The organism is Kitasatospora sp. NPDC114501, from assembly GCF_055633695.1.
The window spans coordinates 60,454-80,908 of record NZ_JBVKDS010000018.1 but is presented as its reverse complement, the minus strand read 5'-3'; the positions used below and the strand labels follow the sequence as shown (position 1 = coordinate 80,908).

Sequence of the window (20,455 nt, the reverse complement as noted above, 5' to 3'; positions counted from 1 at the left end):
CGGCCGGGGCGAGACCGCGCCCCGGCCGCCCCGGCCGGGTCAGGCTTCGACGAAGTGGTCGAACTCGCCCGCCTTGGCGCCGAGCACCCAGGCGTTGAACTTGACGCGGGTGGTGGTGACGACGAGGGAGGGGTCGTTGGACTGCCGGATGTAGACGTGGTCGCCCTCGGAGGCGATCTCGATCCACTCGTCCCTGTCGTCGCTGGTGCTGGACCTCTGCCAGTCGAGGTGGTCCACGGGCGCCCTCCTGATCGTGTGCGGTGGCCCGAACGAGGGTACTGCTCCGGCGAAGAGGACAGCGGCATCGTTTCGGTCATGTCAATTCGTGCGAGACGTTGTGCTATTCCATTGGGGTGTCAGTCGTTCCTACACTGAAGCCCCGCCGCACGGGGGCTGCGGGAGGCAGGTTGCCGACGGGCCCGGGGGAGGCGCGTGTGACTGACCGGGGCTGGGACGAGGACGACGCCCGGCCGTACTTCTTCCTCTCCTACGCGCACACCCCCAAGGCCGGCGCGCGGGGCGCGGGCGATCCGAACCACTGGGTCAGGCAGTTGTACCGGGACCTCTGCGAGGCGGTGCTCCAGCTCACCACCGTCCCGGACGGGGTCGCGGTCGGCTTCATGGACGAGTCCATGCACCAGGGCGAGCTGTGGGCCGACCGGTTGTCCGAGGAGCTGGCGACGTGCCGGGTCTTCGTACCGCTCTACTCCCCGAGGTACTTCAACAGCGTTCCGTGCGGCCAGGAATGGCACGCCTTCACCCGTCGGCCGGTCTACCCGGCGAACCTCGACTCCGAGCGCACCAGCGGCATCGTCCCGGTGCTGTGGGCGCCGATGAGCCGCTACCGGCTGCCGACCGTGGCCAGTGAACTCCAGTTCAACCACGCGAGCTTCGGGCCCGAGTACGCCACCGAGGGCCTGTACGCGCTGATGAAGCTCAGCTACTTCCGCTCCTCCTACGAGTTGGCCGTGCACCGGCTGGCGGCCCGGATCGTGCAGGTCGCCGAGGAGACGGTGATCCCGGTCGGGCGGCGCCTGGAGTTCAACACGCTCCCGAGCGCGTTCAACGTCACCGCCCCGACCAAACAGCTGCGGATCTCCGTACTCGCCTACCACCAGAACGAGTTGCCCGCCGACCGCAGCCCCGACTACTACGGCGAGCGGCCCACCGACTGGCACCCGTACCGGCCGGTCGGCTCGCCGATCGCGCAGCACGCGGCCCGGCTGGCCCGGCAGTTGGGGTTCCAGCCGACCGTGCACGAGTTCGACGACGTGGTCGAGTCGATCATCGGCGGCAACGCCGAGGCGCCCGGCCTGCTGCTGCTGGACCGCTGGGCGCTGCGCGACCCGCGCCGGCGCGAGCTGGTCCGGCGCTTCGACCGCTCGGACGCCACCTGGGTGAGCATCCTGGAGCCGTTCAACGGCGACGACCCGGAGTGCGCCGAGTGCGCGGACGAGCTGAGCGACCTGAGCGACGAGGTGCTGCGCATCAGCCGGCGGGCGAGCAGGCCGAGCTTCCTCGGCGCCACCGGCCCGACCGGGCTGCCCACCCTGGAGGACTTCGACGACGCCCTGCCCAGGGCGGCGATGAAGGCCAAGTACGCGTTCGAGGGCCGCACCAGGGCCGAACCGGAGGAACCGCCGTCGCCCCGGCCGAGCCTGCGGGAGGCGTTCCGGCGCGGCGGAGGCGGGTACGGACCGGACGGATCCCCGATGGACCCCTTCGAGGAGGACGAGGAGCGGAACGACGGCAGCGGCCCCTACCGGGAGCAGGACCCGCCCCGGGCGCAGGACCGGCCCCGCGAGCAGGACCTGCCCCGCGCGCAGAGCCCGCCCCGAGCGCAGGACCCGCCAAGGGAGCAGAGCCCGCACCGAGAGCACGACCCGTACCGCGAGCACGACCCGCACCGCGACGACGGCGATGAACCCGATGACGGGATGGCGCCCTTGGGAGGACGAGGACCGCGATGACTGACAACCGCACCAGGAACCTCCGCCTCGGCGGGATCACCTCCGCCGACCTCGCCGCCCAGCGGGAGGCCGAGCGGCAGGCGGCGGAACGGCACCGCAACGGCCGGATCATCACCTTCTACTCGTACAAGGGCGGCACCGGCCGCACCATGGCGCTGGCCAACACCGCCTGGATCCTCGCCGCCAACGGCTTCCGGGTGCTCACCGTGGACTGGGACCTGGAGGCGCCCGGCCTCGCCAAGTTCTTCCACCCGTTCCTCGACCCGGCGTCGCTGGCCGGCACCACCGGCATGATGGACCTGATCGCCGAGTACCGCGAGGAGGCGCTGCGCCCGGTCGAGCACGCCGAGGGCTGGCACCTGGACTTCGCCCGGGTGCACCCGCACGCGCTCTCGCTCACCTGGCCGTACTTCCCGGCCGGCGGCAGCCTGGACTTCCTCTCCGCGGGCCAGTTCAACCGCGACTACTCCGAGGCCGTCACCCACCTCGACTGGGACATCTTCTACGACCGCTTCGACGGCGGGCAGTTCTTCGACGCCCTCAAGGCCGACATGGCCAAGCGCTACGACTACGTGCTGATCGACTCCCGCACCGGCCTGTCCGACATCGCCGAGATCTGCACCGTCCAGATGCCCGACGACCTGGTGGTCTGCTTCACCCTCAGCGACCAGTCCATCGACGGCGCCTCCCGGATCGCCCAGCACATCCACGACCGCTACCGCGAGCGCGGCATCCGCATCCTGCCCGTCCCGATGCGCATCGACGAGGGCGAGAAGGAGAAGGCGGACGCCGGCCGCGCCCTCGCCCGGGTCCGCTTCGACGGGCTGCCGTCCGGCCTGAACGGCGAGGAACTCGCCCAGTACTGGGGCTCGGTGGAGATCCCGTACCGGCCGTTCTACGCCTACGAGGAGATCCTCGCCACCTTCGGCGACCAGACCGGCACGCCCACCTCGATGCTCGCCGCCTGCGAACGGCTCACCTCCGTGATCACCGAGGGCCGGGCGGCCGGCCTGCCGGCGATGGACGAGGAGGTGCGGCTGCGCTACGTGGACGCCTTCACCCGCCGCCGCCCGTCCGTGCCCGCCGACCTCTACCTCTCCTACGTCCCCGAGGACCGGATGTGGGCGGACTGGATCGAGTCCGTCCTGACCAGGGCCGGCTTCCGGGTGCTGCCGCGCGACCTCAGCGCCGGCACCGACCCGCGCGAGGAGACCGAGCGCGGCATCGACTCCGCGTACCGGACGGTCGCCGTGCTCTCGCCCGCCTACCAGCGCTCCCCGCAGGCGCGGGCGCTGTGGGAGTCCGTGGTCAGCTCCGACCCCTCCGGGACCAGGCGCCAGCTGCTGCCGGTCCGGGTCGGCGACGTGCGGCTCACCGCGCCGTTCAGCAACCGCAACCCGGTCGACCTGGTCGGCCGCGACGAGACCCAGTCGATCCAGAGCCTGCTGCGCGCGCTCGGCCGCGGCGACGTGCCGCTCGACGACGCGCCCAGCGGCGGCCCGCGGTTCCCCGGCAGCAAGCCCTCGGTGTGGGACGTCCCGCCGCGCAACCCCTCCTTCACCGGCCGCGCCGCCGTCCTGGAACAGCTGCGCAACCAGCTGCGCGGCGGCATGGCGGCCGTGCTGCCCACCCCGCAGACCCTGTACGGGCTCGGCGGCGTCGGCAAGACCCAGGTGGCGCTGGAGTACGCCCACCGGTTCATGTCCGACTACGACCTGGTCTGGTGGATCGACGCCGAGCAGACCGAGCTGGTCGCCCCGGCGCTCGCCGAACTCGCCCGCCGGCTGGGCCTGCGGGTCGGCGACTCGGTGACCGAGGCCGCCGAGGCGGCCCGGGAGGCGCTGCGGCGCGGCGTGCCCACCTCGCGCTGGCTGCTGATCTTCGACAACGCCGACGAGCCCGCGGAGATCCGCCGGTTCTTCCCCGGCGGCTCCGGCCACATCCTGGTCACCTCCCGCAACCAGGCCTGGACCGGGCACGCCGAGGCGCTGGAGGTCGACGTCTTCACCCGCGGCGAGAGCGTCGAGCACCTGTGCCGACGCGCCCGCAGCCTCTCCCGCCCGGACGCCGACCGGGTCGCCGAAGCCGTCGGCGACCTGCCGCTGGCCGTCGAGGTGGCCGCCGCCTGGCTGGACACCACCGGCACCCCGGTGGAGACCTACGTATCCCAGCTGCACGCCGAGGCCGCCCGCGCGCTGGCCGTCGGCCGCCCGGCCGACTACCCGACCCCGGTCGCCGCGACCTGGAACGTGTCGATCGGACGGCTGCGCCAGCAGTCCCCGGCGGCCGTCCGGCTGCTCCAGCTGTGCGCGTTCTTCGCGCCCGAGCCGATCTCGATGAACCTCTTCTACAGCGACCAGATGATCCGGGCGCTGGTGAGGTTCGACGCCGACCTCAGCGACAAGTTCATGCTGGGCAAGGTGATCCAGGCGATCGGCCGGTACGCGCTGGCCAAGGTCGACGCCGGCAGCAACAGCTTCCAGGTGCACCGGCTGGTCCAGGCGGTGATCCGGGCCGGGATGACCGACGATGAGCAGGAGATCGCCGTCCACGAGGTGCACCGCATCCTCACCGGCGCCCGGCCCGTCCTCGGCGACACCGACGATCCGGCCAACTGGCCCGCCTTCGACGAGATCTGGCCGCACCTGTCGCCGTCCAAGGCGCACAACTGCGACGAGGCGGACACCCGCCAGCTGCTCATCGACCGGGTCCGCTACCTGTGGAAGCGCGGCGAACTCGACCGGGCCCGCGACCTCGGCCACGCCCTGGACGTGGAGTGGACCGGCAAGCTCGGCGAGAACGACCGGCAGACCCTGCTGCTGCGCTTCCAGCTCGCCAACGTGCTGCGCTCCCAGGGCAATTACAGCGAGGCGCTGGCCCTGGACGAGGACACCCTGGAGCGCCAGCGGGCGCTGCTCGGCGAGCACCACCCGTACACCCTGATGACGGCCGGCTCGCTCGGCGCGGACCGCCGGGCGCTCGGCCGGTTCCAGGCCGCCCTCGACCTCGACCGCGAAATCCTCGACCAGTTCAGGGAGTTGTTCGGCGACGACAACCCGCGCACGCTCTCCATGGCGAACAACCTGGCGATCGACTACCGGCTGGTCGGCGACAGCGAGGCGGCCCGCGAACTCGACCAGGAGACCCTCGACCGGCGCACCGCCGTACTCGGCCCCAAGCACCCCTACACCCTGTCCACCAAGTCCAACCTGGCCCGCGACCTGCGCGAGCTCGGCGACTACCGGGGCTCGGTGGACCTGCTCCAGGAGGTCACCTCCGACCTCGGCGACGTGCTCGACCCGGACCTGCCGGAGAACCTGCGCAACGCCAAGTCGCTGGCCGTCTCACTGCGCCGGATCGGCCAGCTCGCCGAGGCCCGCCGGATCACCAAGGAGACCTACGAGCGCTACCTGGAGCGCTACGGTGCCGACGCCCCCGACGCGCTCGCCTGCGCGCTCAACCTGGCCGCCGACCACAGCGCCTCCGGCGACAAGGAGGCCGCCCGGGACCTCTGCTCCACCGTCTTCGAGGGCCACCGGCGGCTGTTCGGCGACGAGCACCCGTTCACCCTGGCCTGCGCCAACAACCTCGGCATCTACCTGCGGGGCAGCGGCGACGTCCAGGGCGCCATCGAGCGCGGCCGGCTCACCGTCGAGGGGCTGACCCGCTCGGTCGGGCCGGAGCACCCGTACACCCTCAACGCGATGATCAACCTGGCCAACGCCTACGGCGACGACGGGCAGACCGACCGCGCCGAGCGGCTCGGCCGGGCCGCGTACCAGGGGCTGTGCGACCGCTACAGCGCCCAGCACCCGGACGCGGTGGCCTGCGAGGCCAACCTGGCGATCACCCTGCGGGCCGGGGGCCGGCACACCCAGGCCGCCGAGCTGCGGGCGCGGGCGATCTCCGAGCTGATCCGGCAGTTCGGCGAGGAGCACCCCAACACGGTCTCCGCGCGCGGCTGGAAGCGGATCAACCGCGACCTGGAGCCGCAGCCGGTCTGACCGGGACGGCTGACGGAAGGGGGCGGGGTACGCTGCCGAGCCATGAGCGAGCGTAGCGAGCGAATCATCAAGAGGTGCGCGTGGGCGAATGCCCTCGCCGAGCGGAGCGGGGCGGGCGCATGAGCACCCCGCCCCCGGTCCTGGTCACCCGGCGCCTCGCCCCCGGCGTCGTCGAACGGCTCACCGCGCACCACGCCGCCACCTGCCACGACTGCGACCTGGCGATGGAGCGGGCGGAGCTGCTCGCCGCCGTCCGCGGCCGGCGGGCCGTGATCACCACCCTGGACGACCGGGTGGACGCCGAGTTCCTCGACGCGGCCGGCCCCGGGCTGCGGATCGTCGCCAACCACGCCGTCGGCTACCACAACGTGGACGTGGCCGCCTGCGCCGACCGCGGCGTGCTGGTCACCAACACCCCCGGCGTGCTCACCACCGCCACCGCCGACATGGCCTGGGCGCTGCTGCTGGCCGCCACCCGCCGGCTCGGCGAGGGCGAGCGGCTGCTGCGCTCCGGCGCGCCCTGGACCTGGGCGCCGAACTTCCTGCTCGGCCTGGAACTGGCCGGCACCCCGCTGGGCGTGCTCGGCATGGGCCGGATCGGGCAGGCGGTGGCCCGCCGGGCCCGCGCCTTCGACATGCCGGTCAGCTACCACAACCGCACCGAACTGCCGCCCGAGCAGGCCGAGGGCGCCGACTGGAAGCCGCTGGAGGAACTGCTCGCCGGCTCCACCGTGCTGGTCGTCACCTGCCCGTTCACCGCCGAGACCCGGCACCTGCTGGACGCCCGCCGGCTCGCCCTGCTGCCGCGCGGTGCGGTGGTGGTCAGCATGACCGCCGGCGTGGTGGACGAGGAGGCGCTGGCCGCCGCGCTGGAGTCCGGCGCGCTGTTCGCCGCCGCCGTGGACAACTTCGAGCACGAGCCGGCCGTGCCGTCCGCGCTGCTCGCCCAGGAGCGCGCGGTGCTCGCCCCGCACCTGGGCAGCGCCACCGTCCGTACCCGGCAGGCGATGGGCGGCCTGGCGGTGGACAACGTGCTGGCGGTGCTCGGCGGCTCAGCGCCCCTGACGCCGGTACGGGCGTGACCCCGGGCCGCCCCACCCCGCCGTCCAGGCCAGCGCGGTGGTCATCACCCGGAACGCGCCGAAGTGCGCGGCGCCGGGCTCCAGGAACAGCTCGGCGTCCGGGATGTGGTCGGCCAGCCAGCGGGAGTGGTCGACCGGCGAGAACTGGTCGTCCGCGCCGTGCCAGAGCCAGGTCGGCACCCGGATCGACCCGACGTCGAACCCCCAGTCGGCGGTGAAGGCCATCATGTCGTCGATCCAGCCGTCCGCGCCGTGCCGGAACGCCTCCCGGTAGTTGCTCTGGAGCATCCGCCGCAGCCCGCTGTCGGCCACCACCTCCCGGTCGGCGGCGGAGAGTTCGGTGCGCAGCCCGTTCAGCAGCCGGGCCGGGTCGTCCTTGATCTGCCGGGAGCGGAACTCCATCGAGTCGGTGATCCGGCCGTGCCCGCGTTCGGCCTCCTTGTAGGCGCGGACATTGGACGGGGTCATCCCCGCGTACCAGTCCAGGCCGGCCGCGTCGCGCGGCGCGAGGCCGACCAGCACCGCCACCCGGCTGACCCGCTCCGGCAGCAGCGCCGCGCAGGCCAGCGCGTGCGGGCCGCCGCCGGAGCGGCCGAGCACCGCGAAGCTGTCCAGCCCGAACTCGTCCGCGATCGTCCGCACGTCCGCGGCCGCCGCGCTGACCCGGCGGCCGAACAGCCGGGTGGAGTCGCCGTAGCCGGGCCGGTCGTACGAGATCAGCCGGACGCCCAGCCGGTACAGCACGGTGCTGCGCGGGTGCGGACCGACCCGGCTGCCGGGCATGCCGTGCAGCAGGAACACCGGACGGCCGCGCGGGTCGCCGAGCGACTCGACGGCGAGCGCGCGGTGGTCCGCCGTCTTGACCATCCGTAACGACACCTGCGGCCTCCTCAGTGCTCCGGGTCGGTTGCGGGCTCCCGGTCGGTGGTGGTGCGCACCTCCCGGCGGGCCTGCCAGGTGGTGTGCTCGCGGGAGATGGCGTCCTCGGCGTCCCGGGCCAGGCGGGCCCAGACCTCCTCGGCCTCCACCGACTCCAGGTCCAGCCGGGCGAGTTGGCGCTGGATCTGCGCCAGCTCCTCGGCGGCCAGGGCGTACGCGGCGGCCAGCGGCCGGTACTGGCGCAGCTGCGCCCAGGCGGCGACCGAGGCGGCCACCGCCGAGACCGTGCCCAGCGCGTCGTAGCCGAACGCGCCGAGCGCCCGCAGCAGGGCGAGCACCAGGCCGATCGCGGGCAGCAGCACGCCCAGCACCCCGGCCCAGTACCCGGCCCGGGCGCAGTAGCGGGCCTTGGCGCGGTACCAGTCGTGCTGCAACTGGATCCGCTCGCCCAGGTACACCTCCCGGCGCACCGCCAGCGGCTGCCCGCGCAGGTCGCGCATGGCCGGGGTGATCCCCACCCCGTCCTCCGGGACGGCCACCGGGCTGTCCCGGAACGCGCCGAGCACCCGGGCGAGCTGGAAGCGGTACAGGCCCTCGGCGTTCGGCAGGGGGCGCGGCGGGGGCTGGTAGGCGTCGGCCCGGACCGCGTACTTCCAGGCCAGCGTCTTCACCGACTCGGCGGCGGCCCGGCCCTCGTACCAGAGGCCCTGCGGGTTCTGCCGGCCGGCCACCACCGCCAGCGCGACCGCGCCGAGGTAGGCGACCGCCGCCGACCAGGCCCAGGGCTCGCCGTCGGCCGAGCCGGTCGCCGCGGCGACCACCAGCAGGACCAGCTCCCAGGCACAGAGCAGCACCGAGCGCCGCTGCCCGCGCAGCGAGGCCGCGTCGGCGGCCCAGAAGAACTCCGGCAGCAGGTCCCGCTCCCCTACCCACCCGGTCCGTCCCGCAACAGACGCCATGTTCGGCCCCCACCAGTCGCTCCGGTCGCACCCTTTCCTGCCCCGGGCGGCTCGCCGGTACGCCTGGTGACGCCCGGGGTGGCCGGATGTGGCCGGGAAGGCCCGGTGGTTGTCCGGTACTCCCCGTGTTCGTACCGGCACCCAGCGTGCGGGGAGGTGTCGGGGGGCGCGCGCGGGGCGGCGGGTGTGCGCGGGCGACCGGCCGGGCCGGTGGATGCCGCCGGCCGGTGCGGTCGGCGGGTGGGGTCTGTGGGTGCGGTCTGTAGGTGCGGTCAGTAGGTGTAGAAGACCCGGTCGGTGTTCTCGGCCATCTGCTTCGCGTTCCACTCGGTGCCGCCCGGGACGTTGCCGGAGCGGAACAGCGGCGGCGCGGGGCACTCCCCGGCGGCGGCCCGGTCGGCCAGCCGGCCGACCGCCGAGGCGACCACGGCCTGCATCAGCGCGCTGGTCACGACGGTGGAGACCGGGCCGAAGGTGGTCTCGGCGCCGGGGTGGGTCAGCTCGCCGTCGCCGACCGCGATCTTGCTGTCCAGCACCACGTCGCAGTGGTCCTTCAGGTAGGTGCCGGTCGGGTGCGCCGAGGGCACCTCGGCCGGGTACGCCAGCGAGGTCACGCCGACCACCTTGAGGCCGCGGTCCCGGGCGTACCGGGCCAGCTCGACCGGCATCACCTGGCGGCCGGAGAGCGAGATCACGAACAGCAGGTCCCCGGTGGTCGCCGGGGTCAGGTCCAGGGTGGCGGTGGCCAGCCCGGAGACCCGCTCCAGCGCGCTGGACAGCGGCGCGGGCATCACCGTCACCCCGACCGTCCCGGGGACGTTCAGCAGGTTCATCGGGACCAGCCCGCCGGCCCGGTAGACCACGTCCTGGGCCGCCAGCGCGGAGTGCCCGGCACCGAAGGTGAAGACCCGTCGGCCCTCCGTCATCGCCTCCGCCAGCAGCGCGGCGGCGGCCTCGATGGTGTCGGCCTCCTCCTCGCGGACCCGCTGGAGGTGGGCGATCGCGGCGTCGAAGTACCGGCCGACCAGGTCGTTCATCTGCTGCCTTCGCTCTCTGCCGGTGGGGGATTCCGGCCGGGTGGGGTGGTCCGGGTGGTCCAGACCGCCGGTGGAGAAAGCTTCGGCGAGCACGGTCGCGCTCCGGCGGCATCGTTGTCAACAGGAACAAAACGGCTCTCCGGAGCCCCGGGGCGGGCCCGGTTGTCGGTCCGGTACGTCAGAATTGGCGGTGAGGACACCGAAGAACGGAGCCAGCGGCGATGTCTGGGCTGATCGACACCACTGAGATGTACCTTCGCACCATCCTGGAGCTGGAGGAGGAGGGCATCGTCCCGATGCGTGCCCGGATCGCGGAGCGGCTGGAACAGAGCGGCCCCACGGTCAGCCAGACGGTCGGCCGGATGGAGCGCGACGGGCTGCTCCAGGTCGCCGGGGACCGCCACCTCGAACTGACCGAGGAGGGCCGCCGGCTCGCGGTGCGCGTCATGCGCAAGCACCGCATCGCCGAGTGCCTGCTCGTCGACGTGATCGGCCTGGAGTGGGAGCAGGTGCACGAGGAGGCCTGCCGCTGGGAGCACGTGATGAGCGAGACGGTCGAGCGCAAGGTGCTCGCCATGCTCGGCCACCCCACCCAGTCCCCGTACGGCAACCCGATCCCGGGCCTGGACGAGCTGGGCGACACCAAGGCCGAGGGGGAGGGCTTCGACGCCGGGCTCGTCCCGCTGGACACCGTCAAGCCGGGTGACGCCGGGGCCGACGTGGTGGTCCGCCGGATCGGCGAGCCGATCCAGACCGACAGCGCGCTGATGAGCACCCTGCGCCGGGCCGGTGTCCGGCCGGGCTCCACGGTCAAGGTGAACGCCGGCGTCGGCGGCGTGCTGGTCGGCACCGGCGACAACGCGGCGGAGCTGGGCAAGGACATCGCCCAGCACGTCTTCGTCGCCCAGGCCTGAGCCCGCGTCCCGCCGGCCGGGCGGAGCCGGTACGGCGAAGGGGCCCGCTGCTCCCCGTGCAGCGGGCCCCTTCGTCCTCCCCGTCCCTCCCGTTCCCCTCCGTCCCTCCCGTTCCCCTCCACCGCCGCCGCCCGGCTTCCCCGTCCGAGCGCCCCTGCCGGCGTCCCCACACACCGCAATTCCTCCCCTCGGCCGATCATGGCAATCCTTGAGTGCTGTCACTCGTCCGAGGGGCTTCTACGGTTGACCAGCGGGTACACGGAAGCCTTATCCGGACATGCGTATGACGGGCCCCGTCCCCGGTGGGGGACAAGGCCCGTCACTCGTGCGCGTTGTGTCGCGCGGTGCGCGCCCTCACCCGATCGGCAGAGGGCGGCCGTCTGGGGGCCGGACGGAACCGGCCGCGGTCAGCCCACCGGCGCCGGCCGGGCGGCCCGGGCGGCGCGGACCGAGGTCGCCTCGCGGCCGCAGGCGTACGCGAGCGGGCTGATCAGTTCGGCGGCGTCCGGCAGCCAGCGGTTGAGGGCGGAGGGGGAGCGGGCCCACTGGGCGTACCCCAGCGAGCCGATCCGGGACGGCGGGGCGACCGTCCAGTCGCCCTCGCCGCGGGCGACCAGGTCCAGCCGGCCGGGCGGCCAGCCGAGCCGGCGAAGCAGCTCCGGGAGCCTGGCCGCGACCCCGGGCAGCACCAGGAAGTGCAGCCGCCGCCCGATCCGCCCGGGTGCGGCGGGCTGGACGACGACCGGGCCGAGCTGGAGGTCCATCCGCTCCATCCGGGCGAGTGCCAGGCAGCCGGCCGTCTCCGGGACGTCCAGCACGTCGAACGATCGCCCGGTGGGCAGCAGGACCGACGCCTGCGGCTGCTCGGTCCACCAGGCCCGGACCGCGCGGGGACCGGCGCTCGCCCGCCGCCCCCAGTCCGTGTCCAGCGGGTGGGCGCCGGGCAGCGTGCAGCGCCGGTCGGCGCAGGAGCAGCGGACGCCGCCGTCGCCGTCGTCGATCAGCCAGGCGCCCGGGGCCACCTCCCAGTGGCAGGTCTCGGCGTAGCCGACGGCTTCGGCGAGCAAGGGGGGCGCAGCGGCCGTCTCGTTCCGGCCCGAGGCGTCGGGGAAGTCTTCCACGGGCTGCTCAACTACCGTGTGTGAGGCTGGTTACGGCCCGATGGCGCCCGGTTGGGTGCATCACGGCAATGTCACCCGTTCCGGTTAGTCGACCGATTTGATGGGGTCGAGGGCAGGCGCAGCGGGGGCGCACGGGAGCATTTCCCAGGGCGCAAGGGGGGTGCGGTTCGTCACCGTGGGTATCCCGCTGACGTTGCTGATCGCTAACCTGGTGTCAGATTCCTTGGACGGTCGGACAGTCGGCAACAGATCAGCAGAATCGTCGCCCGCCGGCCGGGACCGGAGGGTGTGGGGAGGCGAAGCCCAATGGCCGCGAGACCACTCGTCGCACGACAGCCCAACGAGCGTCTACAGCAACTGATCCAGGAGGCCAGCTGCTCCAACGCCGGCCTGGCCCGGAGGGTCAACCTCTGCGGCGCCGAGCACGGGCTGGACCTTCGGTACGACAAGACCTCCGTCGCCCGCTGGCTGCGCGGGCAGCAGCCGCGCGGGCAGGCGCCGGCCGTGATCGCCGAGGCCCTCGGCCGCAAGCTCGGCCGCAGCGTGTCGGTCGAGGAGATCGGCATGGCGGACGGCAAGAACCTGAGCTCCGGCATCGGGCTCCAGTTCGCGCCGACCATCGGCGCCGCCCTGGAGCAGGTCTGCGAGCTGTGGCGCAGTGACGTCGGCCGGCGGGACTTCCTGACCGGGGCGACGGTGGCCGCCTCCGCGCTGGTGGAGCCCAGCCGGGACTGGCTGATCACCCCGCCGGACCCGGTGGTGGCGCGGGCCGGCGGCCCCCGGGTCGGTCCGACCGACGTGGCCGCGATCAGGGCGACCACCGCGATGCTGGTCGACCTGGACCACCGCTTCGGCAGCGGCCATGTGCGCCCGGTGGTGGTGCACTACCTCAACTCGGTGGTCTCCGGCCTGCTCGGCGGCGCCTACCGGGAGGAGACCGGGCGCCAACTCTTCGCCGCGGTGGCCCGGTTGACCGAACTGGCCGGCTACATGGCGGTGGACACCGGGCAGCCCGGGCTCGCCCAGCGCTACTACATCCAGGCGCTGCGGCTGGCCCAGGCCGCCGACGACCGCGGCTACGGCGGCTACGTGCTGGCCGCCTCGATGAGCCACCTGGCGGCCACCCTCGGCAACCCGCGGGAGATCGCCCAACTCGCCCGCGCCGCCCAGGAGGGCGCCCGCTCGGTGGCCACCCCGACGGCGATGGCGATGTTCTACGCCGCCGAGGCCCGCGGCCACGCCCTGCTCGGTGACGCCCGCTCCTGCGAGACGGTGTCGGCCAGGGCGCTGGAGATGATGGAGAAGCGCCGCCCGGAGGACGACCCGGACTGGATCGCCCACTTCGACGACGCCTACCTCGCGGACGAGCTGGCCCACTGCCACCGGGACCTGGAACAGGCCGGCCAGGCCGAGCACTACGCCCGCCGGGCGCTCGACCTGCACCCGCCGACCAGGGTCCGGCGCCGCGCGGTGGACCTCGTCCTGCTGGCCACCGCCCAGCTCCAGCAGCGGGACCTGGAACGCGCCTGCGAGACGGGTGCCCAGGCGGTCCGGCTGCTGAGCGGGCTGCGCTCCAACCGGGGCGTGGAGTACCTGGACGAGTTCCGGCGCAGGCTGGAGCCGTACCGGGAGCAGCGGGTGGTCCGCGAGTTCCACGCCCGGGCGGATGCGGAGGCGGCCTGAGACCGAGGCGGCCTGAGACCGAGGCGGGCCTCGGATCGTCTGTGCAGGGAGCGTGACGGATGTCCCGCCCACGTGGTCACCCGGTGAGGTGAACCGGTAGCGTGGACGCGACGTCCAAGGAACTGTGATGCTCCCAAGAACCGACGAGATGTGGTCCGCCGTCAGTGCGCGGTCCTGCACAGGTGAGGAATCGCGTTGAGTCAGCGCCGCTCGTACCCGAACTCCGGTGACTTCAACCTGGACGACCTGTTCCGCCCCGAGCCCGGCCAGCCGCAGGGCCAGCCGAGGCAGCCGGGCCAGCCGCAGGGCCACTCGGCCGTGCCGCCGGTGGGGCAGCCGTCCGGACAGCCGGAGTACCTCGGCGAGGGCGCGCACGTGCTGCCGACCCAGGCCATGCCCGCGCAGCCGATGCCGGGCCAGCCGATGCCGGGCCATTCGATGCCCGGCCAGGCCCCGTGGGGTGCCCCCCAGCCCGGGTACGGCGCCCCGCAGGCCGATCCGGCGCCGGAGACCCAGCACCTGCCGCCCTACCCGGTCGGCGACCCGCAGGCGGTCGGCTACCCGGCGGCGCAGGCCCAGCCCGGCTACCCGCAGCCCCAGCCGCAGCCCGCGCCGGGCTACCAGGGCTACCCGCCGGCCGCGCAGCCGCAGCCGGCCTACCCGGCGCAGGACTACCACCAGGGCTACGCCCCGGAACAGGGCCAGGGCTACGGTCAGGGCTACGACCAGGGATACGACGCGACCCAGGGAGACGGCTCGGGGCGCGGTGGACGTCCGTCCAACAAGCTGATCATCGGCGGCGTGGTGGCGGGCTGCGCGGCGGCCGGCATCCTGGTCGCGGTCCTGATGGGCGGCGGCGACGCGCCCAAGGACGACAAGAAGGCCCCGGTGGCCGCCACCTCCGCCACCACCGCCGCCACCCCCGGGACGCCGAGCGCGAGCGGTTCCGGCGCGGCCGTCGACCCGGAGGTCAAGGCCCAGGCGCAGCCGCTGTCGGACCTGCTGGGCACCGCGAGCGACAGCCGCAGCTCGGTGGTCTCCGCGGTCGCCTCGGTGCAGAAGTGCGACAAGCTGCCCGAGTCCCAGCAGGCGCTGACCGCCGCGGCCGGCAAGCGGCGCGAGCTGCAGAGCAAGCTCGGCCAGCTGAAGACCGACAAGCTGCCCGGCGGCCAGCAACTGGTCGAACAGCTCAACGCGGCCTGGACGGCCTCGGCCCTGGCCGACGACGAGTACGCCGCCTGGGCACAGGACGCCCAGGGCGCCTGCGACGCCAAGAAGCAGGACAACCAGCACTACAAGAACGCCGTCCAGGCGAGCGGCACCGCGACCACCGCGAAGAAGCAGGCCGCCACCCTCTGGAACGCGATCGCCGGCCAGACCGGACTGCCCAACCGGAGCGACGGCGACCTGTGAGCGACGGCGGGCCGTGAACGGTGGAGGGGCGGCCCGGAAGGACCGCCCCCGCACCGCTGACGGGCTCCGGGTCAGGCCGGCGGGCGGCCCCCGGTGAGCGCCCAGCGGACGTCGACGAAGCCCGGCTGCTGGAGGGTCATCCGGCCGTTCTTGACCACCTGGTAGGTGACCCAGGTGTTCACCAGCCGCGGCGACCCGCTGCTGGGCAGCATGTTGGTGGTGCCCCAGTTCAGCGGCGGGGTGATCCCGACGTCGATGCCCTCACCGCTGTCCAGCAGCGAGGAGACCGCCTTCGGGGTGACCGGCTTGCCGGCCTCCGCGAGCTTCTGCACCGCCGTCCGGAACACCTCGTACGCGACCCAGGTGGTCTGCACGCCCGGGTCGGAGACGTCGATGGGGTGCCCGCCGGTGGTGTCGGTGCGCACCACCGCGCGCAGCCCGTCCCAGACCTTCGCCGACTCCGGCGGGTACCAGCTGGTGACGTAGGCGCCGCCGAGCGGGCCGCCGTCGCCGCCGGTGGAGTCCACCACCGACTGCTGGACGCTGCCGATCACCGAGGCGATCCGCGTGTTCTTCGGGTTCAGCCGCCGGTAGGAGTCCAGCAGGTTGCCGGTCGGCTCGGCGGCCAGGGCGCTGGTGACGCAGTTGCCCGGCTCGTCCTTGCCGATCGCCTTGCGGACCACCGGGGTGTAGTCGGAGGACTGCTCGGGCGCCTTGACGTCCGTCAGCCTGACCCCGGCCGGCCGCAGTGCGGTGCCCAGGTAGCCGAGCAGGTTGTCGCCGGCCGGGGTGTCCGGGCGGACCAGGGCGACGGACTTGCAGCCGGCGTCCACCAGCTGGCGGCCGTTGCCCGCGATCAGGGCCGGCATGCCGCCGTCCACCGGGTAGGACAGCGGGCTGGTGAACTCCGGCTGGGAGAGTCCGTAGCCGCCGATCAGCGGGATGCCGGCGCGCTCCAGCACCGGCATGAACGCCTCGCCCCACTGGCTGTAGGAGCCGATCACGGCGACCACCTTGGCGTCCACCGCCTGCTGGGCGCAGGCGCGGGCACCGTCCGCGGTGTTGTGCTCGTTGCAGGTGACCACCCGCAGCCGGTGGCCGTTCAGTCCGCCCTTGGTGTTGGCGTCCTGGCCGATGGCGGAGGCGAGCGCGGTCATGCCCGGGCGGTCGGCGGATCCCGTTCCGGCCGGGGCCCAGGTCATCACGGTCAGATCGTTGCCGCTGGTGGAGGCATCGGCCGGTCCGCCGCACGCGGAGGCCGAGAAGAGGGTGGGGAGCAGGGCCGCGGTGGTCACGGCGGCGGCGATCGGGCGTCGGCGGCGGCGTCGCACGATCCGGGGACGGGCCTGGAACGAGTCCCTTCGGCTGGTCATCGCTAATCCCTCTCTGGGCGCACTCGGGCGCACCGGAACCAGCCAAGCCCCGGCGCCACAAGGCGAGAGGGCCGAAATGCGAACGGACGGCAAACGGCCGACGAAATCCGGAGAGGTACGCGTGTAGATCGCGAGTGGAGTACGAACAGACGGGGAACGTACGATCGTTCACCATGTCCGCCAGCACAGATTCTTCGCACCGGTACGCCCGAAACACTTCTCGTCCGGGCCACCGCTCCAGCACGATGGGCGGCATGCCGCTCAACGACCTGCCCTGGTGGCGCTGGCGAGCCCGACTGCGCTCGGCGCTGCACATGCTGTCCGACCCCGGTTTCCAGCAGGAGACCTGGCTGACCGGGAGAGAGGGTTACGGCGACGTGACCGACGCCGTCTACCGGCTGGTCGAGGACACCTGGCTGGACCGCTGGTCGGCCGAGAAGTACGTCGGGACGGTCCTCCGCGACTCCGCCGAGGCCGCGCTGGTGGACGTCGCGGTGCTGCGGGCCGTGCAGATGCTGCACGAGGTCGGTGCGGACGCGCCGGCCTCCGCCTACCTCGGCCACCCCGGCTGGCCGGAGACCGTCCGGGCCGCCCGGGAGGCGCACGTCGCGCTGGCCGTGGGCGACGGGGACGACCCGGACGCGGCGCCGAAGTCGCTGGACGTGCTGCGCATCCTCACCCAGGTCTGACCGGCCGGACACCCGCCGTCCCGCCGTCCCGCCGTCCCGCAGTCCGGGCAGCGGGGCGGCGGATGTCCGGGATGTGACACGCTGGACCATCCACGCACGTCACGACCCCAGAACGGAACATCCCCAGTGGAACAGCAGCCGGCCAGCGCCCAGTACGTCCTCACGCTGTCCTGCCCCGACAAGCAGGGCATCGTCCACGCTGTCTCCAGCTACCTCTTCATGACCGGCTGCAACATCATCGACAGCCAGCAGTTCGGGGACGCGGACAGCGGGCTCTTCTTCATGCGGGTGCACTTCTCCGCCCCCGAGCCGGTCACCGCGGACAAGCTGCGGGCCAGCTTCGCCGCGATCGGCGCCTCCTTCGGGATGGACTGGCAGATCCACCCGACCGAGGAGCGGATGCGGATCGTCCTCATGGTCAGCCGGTTCGGGCACTGCCTGAACGACCTGCTCTACCGCACCAGGATCGGCGCCCTGCCGGTGGAGATCGCCGCGGTGGTCTCCAACCACACCGACCTGCGGGACCTGACCGAGAGCTACGGCATCCCCTTCCACCACATCCCGGTCACCAAGGACACCAAGGCCGAGGCCGAGCGGCAGCTGCTCGACCTGGTCGCCAAGGAGAACGTCGAACTGGTCGTGCTGGCCCGCTACATGCAGGTGCTCTCCGACCAGCTCTGCACCGAGCTGTCCGGCCGCGTGATCAACATCCACCACTCCTTCCTGCCGAGCTTCAAGGGCGCCAAGCCGTACCACCAGGCGCACGCGCGCGGCGTGAAGCTGATCGGCGCCACCGCGCACTACGTCACCGCCGACCTGGACGAGGGCCCGATCATCGAGCAGGAGGTGGCCCGGGTCACCCACGACGTCAGCCCCGACCAGCTGGTCGCGCTCGGCCGGGACGTCGAGTGCCAGGCGCTGGCCCGTGCGGTGAAGTGGCACAGCGAGCACCGGGTGCTGCTGGACGGGACCCGTACGGTCGTCTTCGCCTAGATCCCGTAGCCGCCGGCTTACGGCCGGGAGAGCAGCGGGAGCGCGTGCAGCACCTCGCGGACCGCGGCGCGGTCGCCGTGCTCGCCGACCGGCAGCCGGTCCGGGTCGCGGTGCGCGGCGGCCAGCTGGCAGAGCTCCAGGCCGTCCAGCACCATCGAGGCCACCGGCTCGCCGCCGCCCTCGCCTTTCCCGCTGTTCCCGTCGGCGCCACGGGTGCGGTCGTCGCCGTCCAGGCTGACCAGCCACTCGCCGCCCGCCGGGCCGTCGACCATCAGCCGCACCCGCCGGGCCGTCCGGGCCGCGCGCTCCGGCCCGCCCGGCGCCCCGGCGTGCTCGGGCCGGGCGGCGCGCAGCCCGGCCAGCGCCCGGGGCAGCAGCCGGACCACCAGCTCCACCATCTGCCGAAGGTGCTGCGGCGCCGGCGGATCGTACGGGTAGGCGACCGCCCGGGCCACGTCCTCGCCGTGCACGAAGCACTCGAAGGCGCGGTCCACGAAGGCGTCGCGCAGCGGCAGCACCGCGAAGCCGTAGTCGACCGGGGTGTTGCCCTGCGGCGCGAGCGCGGCGCTGCGCACCAGGTCGTGGGCCTGCCGCCGCCAGCGGGAGCGCACCGACTGCGGGGCCAGGCCGTCCTGGTCGGCGATCAGCCGGGCGGTGCGCGCGGTGATCGCGGCGTACGGACCGCCCTGCGGAGGGACCCGCGGCACCGCCGGCCCGGCGGCCGGCTCCTGCGGCGGCACCCGCCGCCCGGCCGGTGCGGCGGGCGGGCCGGGGGCGGCCGGCACCGGGTCGGGCAGGCCGAGCGCCAGCGCCAGGAAGCCGTCCACCGCGGACAGATGGCCCAGCACCTCGGCCGGGCGCAGCCGCTCGGTGCCGCCGTGCCACGGCAGTTCGGCCACCTCCTGCCACTCCTCCGGGCCGAGGTCGCGCAGCAGCGCGTCGAGCTTGGCGGTCTCCGCCGTGTACGGCATGCCCCAGGCGGGGACGGGCAGTTCGGCGGGGCGGCGGGCCAGGCACCAGTCGAGCACCTGCTGGCGCAGCGAGCCGGGCTGGTCCAGCGGCTCGTCCAGGGAGAGCCAGCCGGCCGCCTCGCGCAGCCGGGCCGCCTCCTCGGCGCACTCCCGGCAGCCGTGCAGGTGCTGCTCCAACTCGGCGGCCTCGCGGGCCGGGCAGGCGCCGAGGGCCCATGCGCCGAGCAGCGAGCGCAGGGCGTCGTGCCGCTCCTCAGTGCTGCTCACGTCTCCCCGTTCCCGTCCCCGGCCCGTTCCCGCCGGCTCCGTCCTGGCGGGCGCGTTCGTCGGCCAGTTCGGTGGCCAGCAGCTCCAGACCGAGCCGCATCCGCTGCTTGGCGGCCTGCTCGCCGATGCCGAGCAGCCGGGCCGTCTCGCGGTAGGTGCGGCCGTCGTAGTAGGTCACCGCGATGGTCTCACGCAGGGGTTGGGGCAGGGAGTCGACCACGTACTGCATCCGGGCGGCGGTGGCCACGGCGCGGATCTCGGCCTCCGCGCCGGGCGCGCGCTCGGCGGCCCGGCGCGCCCGCAGCCGTTCGACCGCGCGGTGGTGGGTCAGTGCGCCGAGCCAGGAGCGCAGGGTGCCCCGGGCGGGGTCGAAGTCCTCGGGGTGCTCCCAGACATGGGCGAAGATCTCCCGGGTGAGCTGGGTGGCGGCGGCCTGGTCGGCCAGTATCCGCCCGGCCAGGCCGTGCACCATCGGCGCGAGCTGGTCGTAGAGTTCGCCGAGCGCCGTCTCCTCGCCGCGGGCGAGGCGGCGTTGCAACTGCTCGTCCCAGCGCGGGGTCCGCTCCGGGGTGGCCATCGGGAACCACCCTCCTGACCGGGTTCGCTGGCGTACCCAACGGTATCTTGCGGCCGGGCGGCGCCGGGGGCGATTCCGGCAAGAACGGAACCGTTCCTCGCGGATCGCCCTCTTCATGGACGTGCCTCCCGGCGCGCACCTCACGGCCCGCTCCACCGGGCCCGGATCGTGCCGCCGTCCGCCTCCTGCGTCCGCCGTCCGCCGCCGTCGGGGCCGCTGTTCGAGCGCCGATGGACATATGTCGCACGGGTGGTTCGTGAGTGGCGGGCGGGGTGGGCGGGGCGCGCGGCGGTAGGTTCCCGACTGCGGGACCGGCGGAGCGGCCCGGGCCGGACGATCACCGGTACGAGGCTCGCGAGAGTGAGCGGGACAGTATGCACTGCCCTGTCGCCCGATCGCCGGAATATGCCCGAAGCGCTTGCTGCTGTCCGTCCCCCCGCCCATCCTGAGGCGTATTCGTGTCGCGGCCGGTGACCGACCGACGGGTCGGCGCGGACGAGTGGGCGCGGGCGGACGGATCGGG

General features: G+C 73.6%; 16 protein-coding genes. 8 read left to right on the top strand and 8 right to left on the bottom strand.

Annotated features, from left to right (window positions below; genetic code table 11):
* Window positions 1-39: 39 nt before the first annotated feature.
* A complete protein-coding gene (locus ACZ7RU_RS30065) occupies window positions 40-237 on the bottom strand; it encodes a DUF397 domain-containing protein (RefSeq protein ID WP_470344113.1) in 198 nt (65 codons plus the stop codon).
* A gap of 197 nt (window positions 238-434) precedes the next feature.
* Here ACZ7RU_RS30065 and ACZ7RU_RS30060 point away from each other — a divergent pair, with 197 nt between their 5' ends.
* The 3 genes from ACZ7RU_RS30060 (at window position 435) to ACZ7RU_RS30050 (ending at window position 7,056) form a co-directional block, all read left to right on the top strand.
* The gene (locus ACZ7RU_RS30060; protein WP_470344112.1) at window positions 435-1,970 is read left to right on the top strand and encodes a TIR-like protein FxsC; all 1,536 of its coding nucleotides are present in this window, start codon (window positions 435-437) and stop codon (window positions 1,968-1,970) included.
* Window positions 1,967-5,974 (top strand): FxSxx-COOH system tetratricopeptide repeat protein, encoded by a 4,008-nt coding sequence (gene fxsT / locus ACZ7RU_RS30055; protein ID WP_470344111.1) that lies wholly within the window; start codon window positions 1,967-1,969, stop codon window positions 5,972-5,974. Before ACZ7RU_RS30060 ends, fxsT begins: the two co-directional genes overlap by 4 nt.
* A 119-nt stretch (window positions 5,975-6,093) precedes the next feature.
* Window positions 6,094-7,056, top strand: a complete 963-nt coding sequence (locus ACZ7RU_RS30050) for a 2-hydroxyacid dehydrogenase (RefSeq protein WP_470344110.1) — start codon at window positions 6,094-6,096, stop codon at window positions 7,054-7,056.
* Here the strand turns inward: ACZ7RU_RS30050 and ACZ7RU_RS30045 are convergent.
* From ACZ7RU_RS30045 to ACZ7RU_RS30035, 3 genes are all read right to left on the bottom strand, one after another.
* Window positions 7,027-7,923, bottom strand: coding sequence for an alpha/beta fold hydrolase (locus ACZ7RU_RS30045; protein ID WP_470344237.1), 897 nt, complete (start codon window positions 7,921-7,923; stop codon window positions 7,027-7,029). The two genes, ACZ7RU_RS30050 and ACZ7RU_RS30045, sit on opposite strands and share 30 nt — an antisense overlap.
* A 23-nt stretch (window positions 7,924-7,946) precedes the next feature.
* Window positions 7,947-8,894, bottom strand: coding sequence for a DUF4231 domain-containing protein (locus tag ACZ7RU_RS30040; protein WP_470344109.1), 948 nt, complete (start codon window positions 8,892-8,894; stop codon window positions 7,947-7,949).
* Between the two features lie 272 nt (window positions 8,895-9,166).
* Window positions 9,167-9,931 (bottom strand): sugar isomerase domain-containing protein, encoded by a 765-nt coding sequence (locus ACZ7RU_RS30035; RefSeq protein ID WP_470344236.1) that lies wholly within the window; start codon window positions 9,929-9,931, stop codon window positions 9,167-9,169.
* A 221-nt stretch (window positions 9,932-10,152) separates the two neighbouring features.
* On the opposite strand from ACZ7RU_RS30035, the gene ACZ7RU_RS30030 reads away from it, so the two are divergent.
* Window positions 10,153-10,845: a metal-dependent transcriptional regulator gene (locus tag ACZ7RU_RS30030; protein ID WP_470344108.1), complete on the top strand. Its 693-nt coding sequence runs from the start codon at window positions 10,153-10,155 to the stop codon at window positions 10,843-10,845.
* A 407-nt stretch (window positions 10,846-11,252) separates the two neighbouring features.
* Here the strand turns inward: ACZ7RU_RS30030 and ACZ7RU_RS30025 are convergent, their stop codons facing one another.
* Window positions 11,253-11,966: a bifunctional DNA primase/polymerase gene (locus ACZ7RU_RS30025; protein WP_470344107.1), complete on the bottom strand. Its 714-nt coding sequence runs from the start codon at window positions 11,964-11,966 to the stop codon at window positions 11,253-11,255.
* A gap of 306 nt (window positions 11,967-12,272) precedes the next feature.
* Between ACZ7RU_RS30025 and ACZ7RU_RS30020 the strand changes: the two genes are divergently transcribed.
* Entirely contained in the window at window positions 12,273-13,649 is a 1,377-nt protein-coding gene (locus tag ACZ7RU_RS30020; protein WP_355251029.1) for a tetratricopeptide repeat protein, read from the top strand.
* A 195-nt stretch (window positions 13,650-13,844) separates the two neighbouring features.
* Entirely contained in the window at window positions 13,845-15,062 is a 1,218-nt protein-coding gene (locus ACZ7RU_RS30015) for a hypothetical protein (RefSeq protein WP_470344106.1), read from the top strand.
* 71 nt (window positions 15,063-15,133) lie between these two features.
* Here ACZ7RU_RS30015 and ACZ7RU_RS30010 read toward each other — a convergent pair whose 3' ends face one another.
* Window positions 15,134-16,435, bottom strand: a complete 1,302-nt coding sequence (locus tag ACZ7RU_RS30010) for an ABC transporter substrate-binding protein (protein WP_470344105.1) — start codon at window positions 16,433-16,435, stop codon at window positions 15,134-15,136.
* A gap of 254 nt (window positions 16,436-16,689) precedes the next feature.
* On the opposite strand from ACZ7RU_RS30010, the gene ACZ7RU_RS30005 reads away from it, so the two are divergent.
* Window positions 16,690-17,124: an SCO4402 family protein gene (locus ACZ7RU_RS30005; RefSeq protein ID WP_470344104.1), complete on the top strand. Its 435-nt coding sequence runs from the start codon at window positions 16,690-16,692 to the stop codon at window positions 17,122-17,124.
* 126 nt (window positions 17,125-17,250) lie between these two features.
* A complete protein-coding gene (purU, locus tag ACZ7RU_RS30000) occupies window positions 17,251-18,117 on the top strand; it encodes a formyltetrahydrofolate deformylase (protein WP_470344103.1) in 867 nt (288 codons plus the stop codon).
* A gap of 17 nt (window positions 18,118-18,134) precedes the next feature.
* Here purU and ACZ7RU_RS29995 read toward each other — a convergent pair whose 3' ends face one another.
* Both ACZ7RU_RS29995 and ACZ7RU_RS29990 read right to left on the bottom strand, forming a co-directional pair.
* Window positions 18,135-19,355: a zf-HC2 domain-containing protein gene (locus ACZ7RU_RS29995; RefSeq protein ID WP_470344102.1), complete on the bottom strand. Its 1,221-nt coding sequence runs from the start codon at window positions 19,353-19,355 to the stop codon at window positions 18,135-18,137.
* On the bottom strand, window positions 19,342-19,932 hold the full coding sequence (locus ACZ7RU_RS29990; protein ID WP_470344101.1) for a sigma-70 family RNA polymerase sigma factor: 591 nt from the start codon (window positions 19,930-19,932) through the stop codon (window positions 19,342-19,344). The genes ACZ7RU_RS29995 and ACZ7RU_RS29990 overlap by 14 nt, the downstream gene beginning before the upstream one ends.
* Window positions 19,933-20,455: the final 523 nt, after the last annotated feature.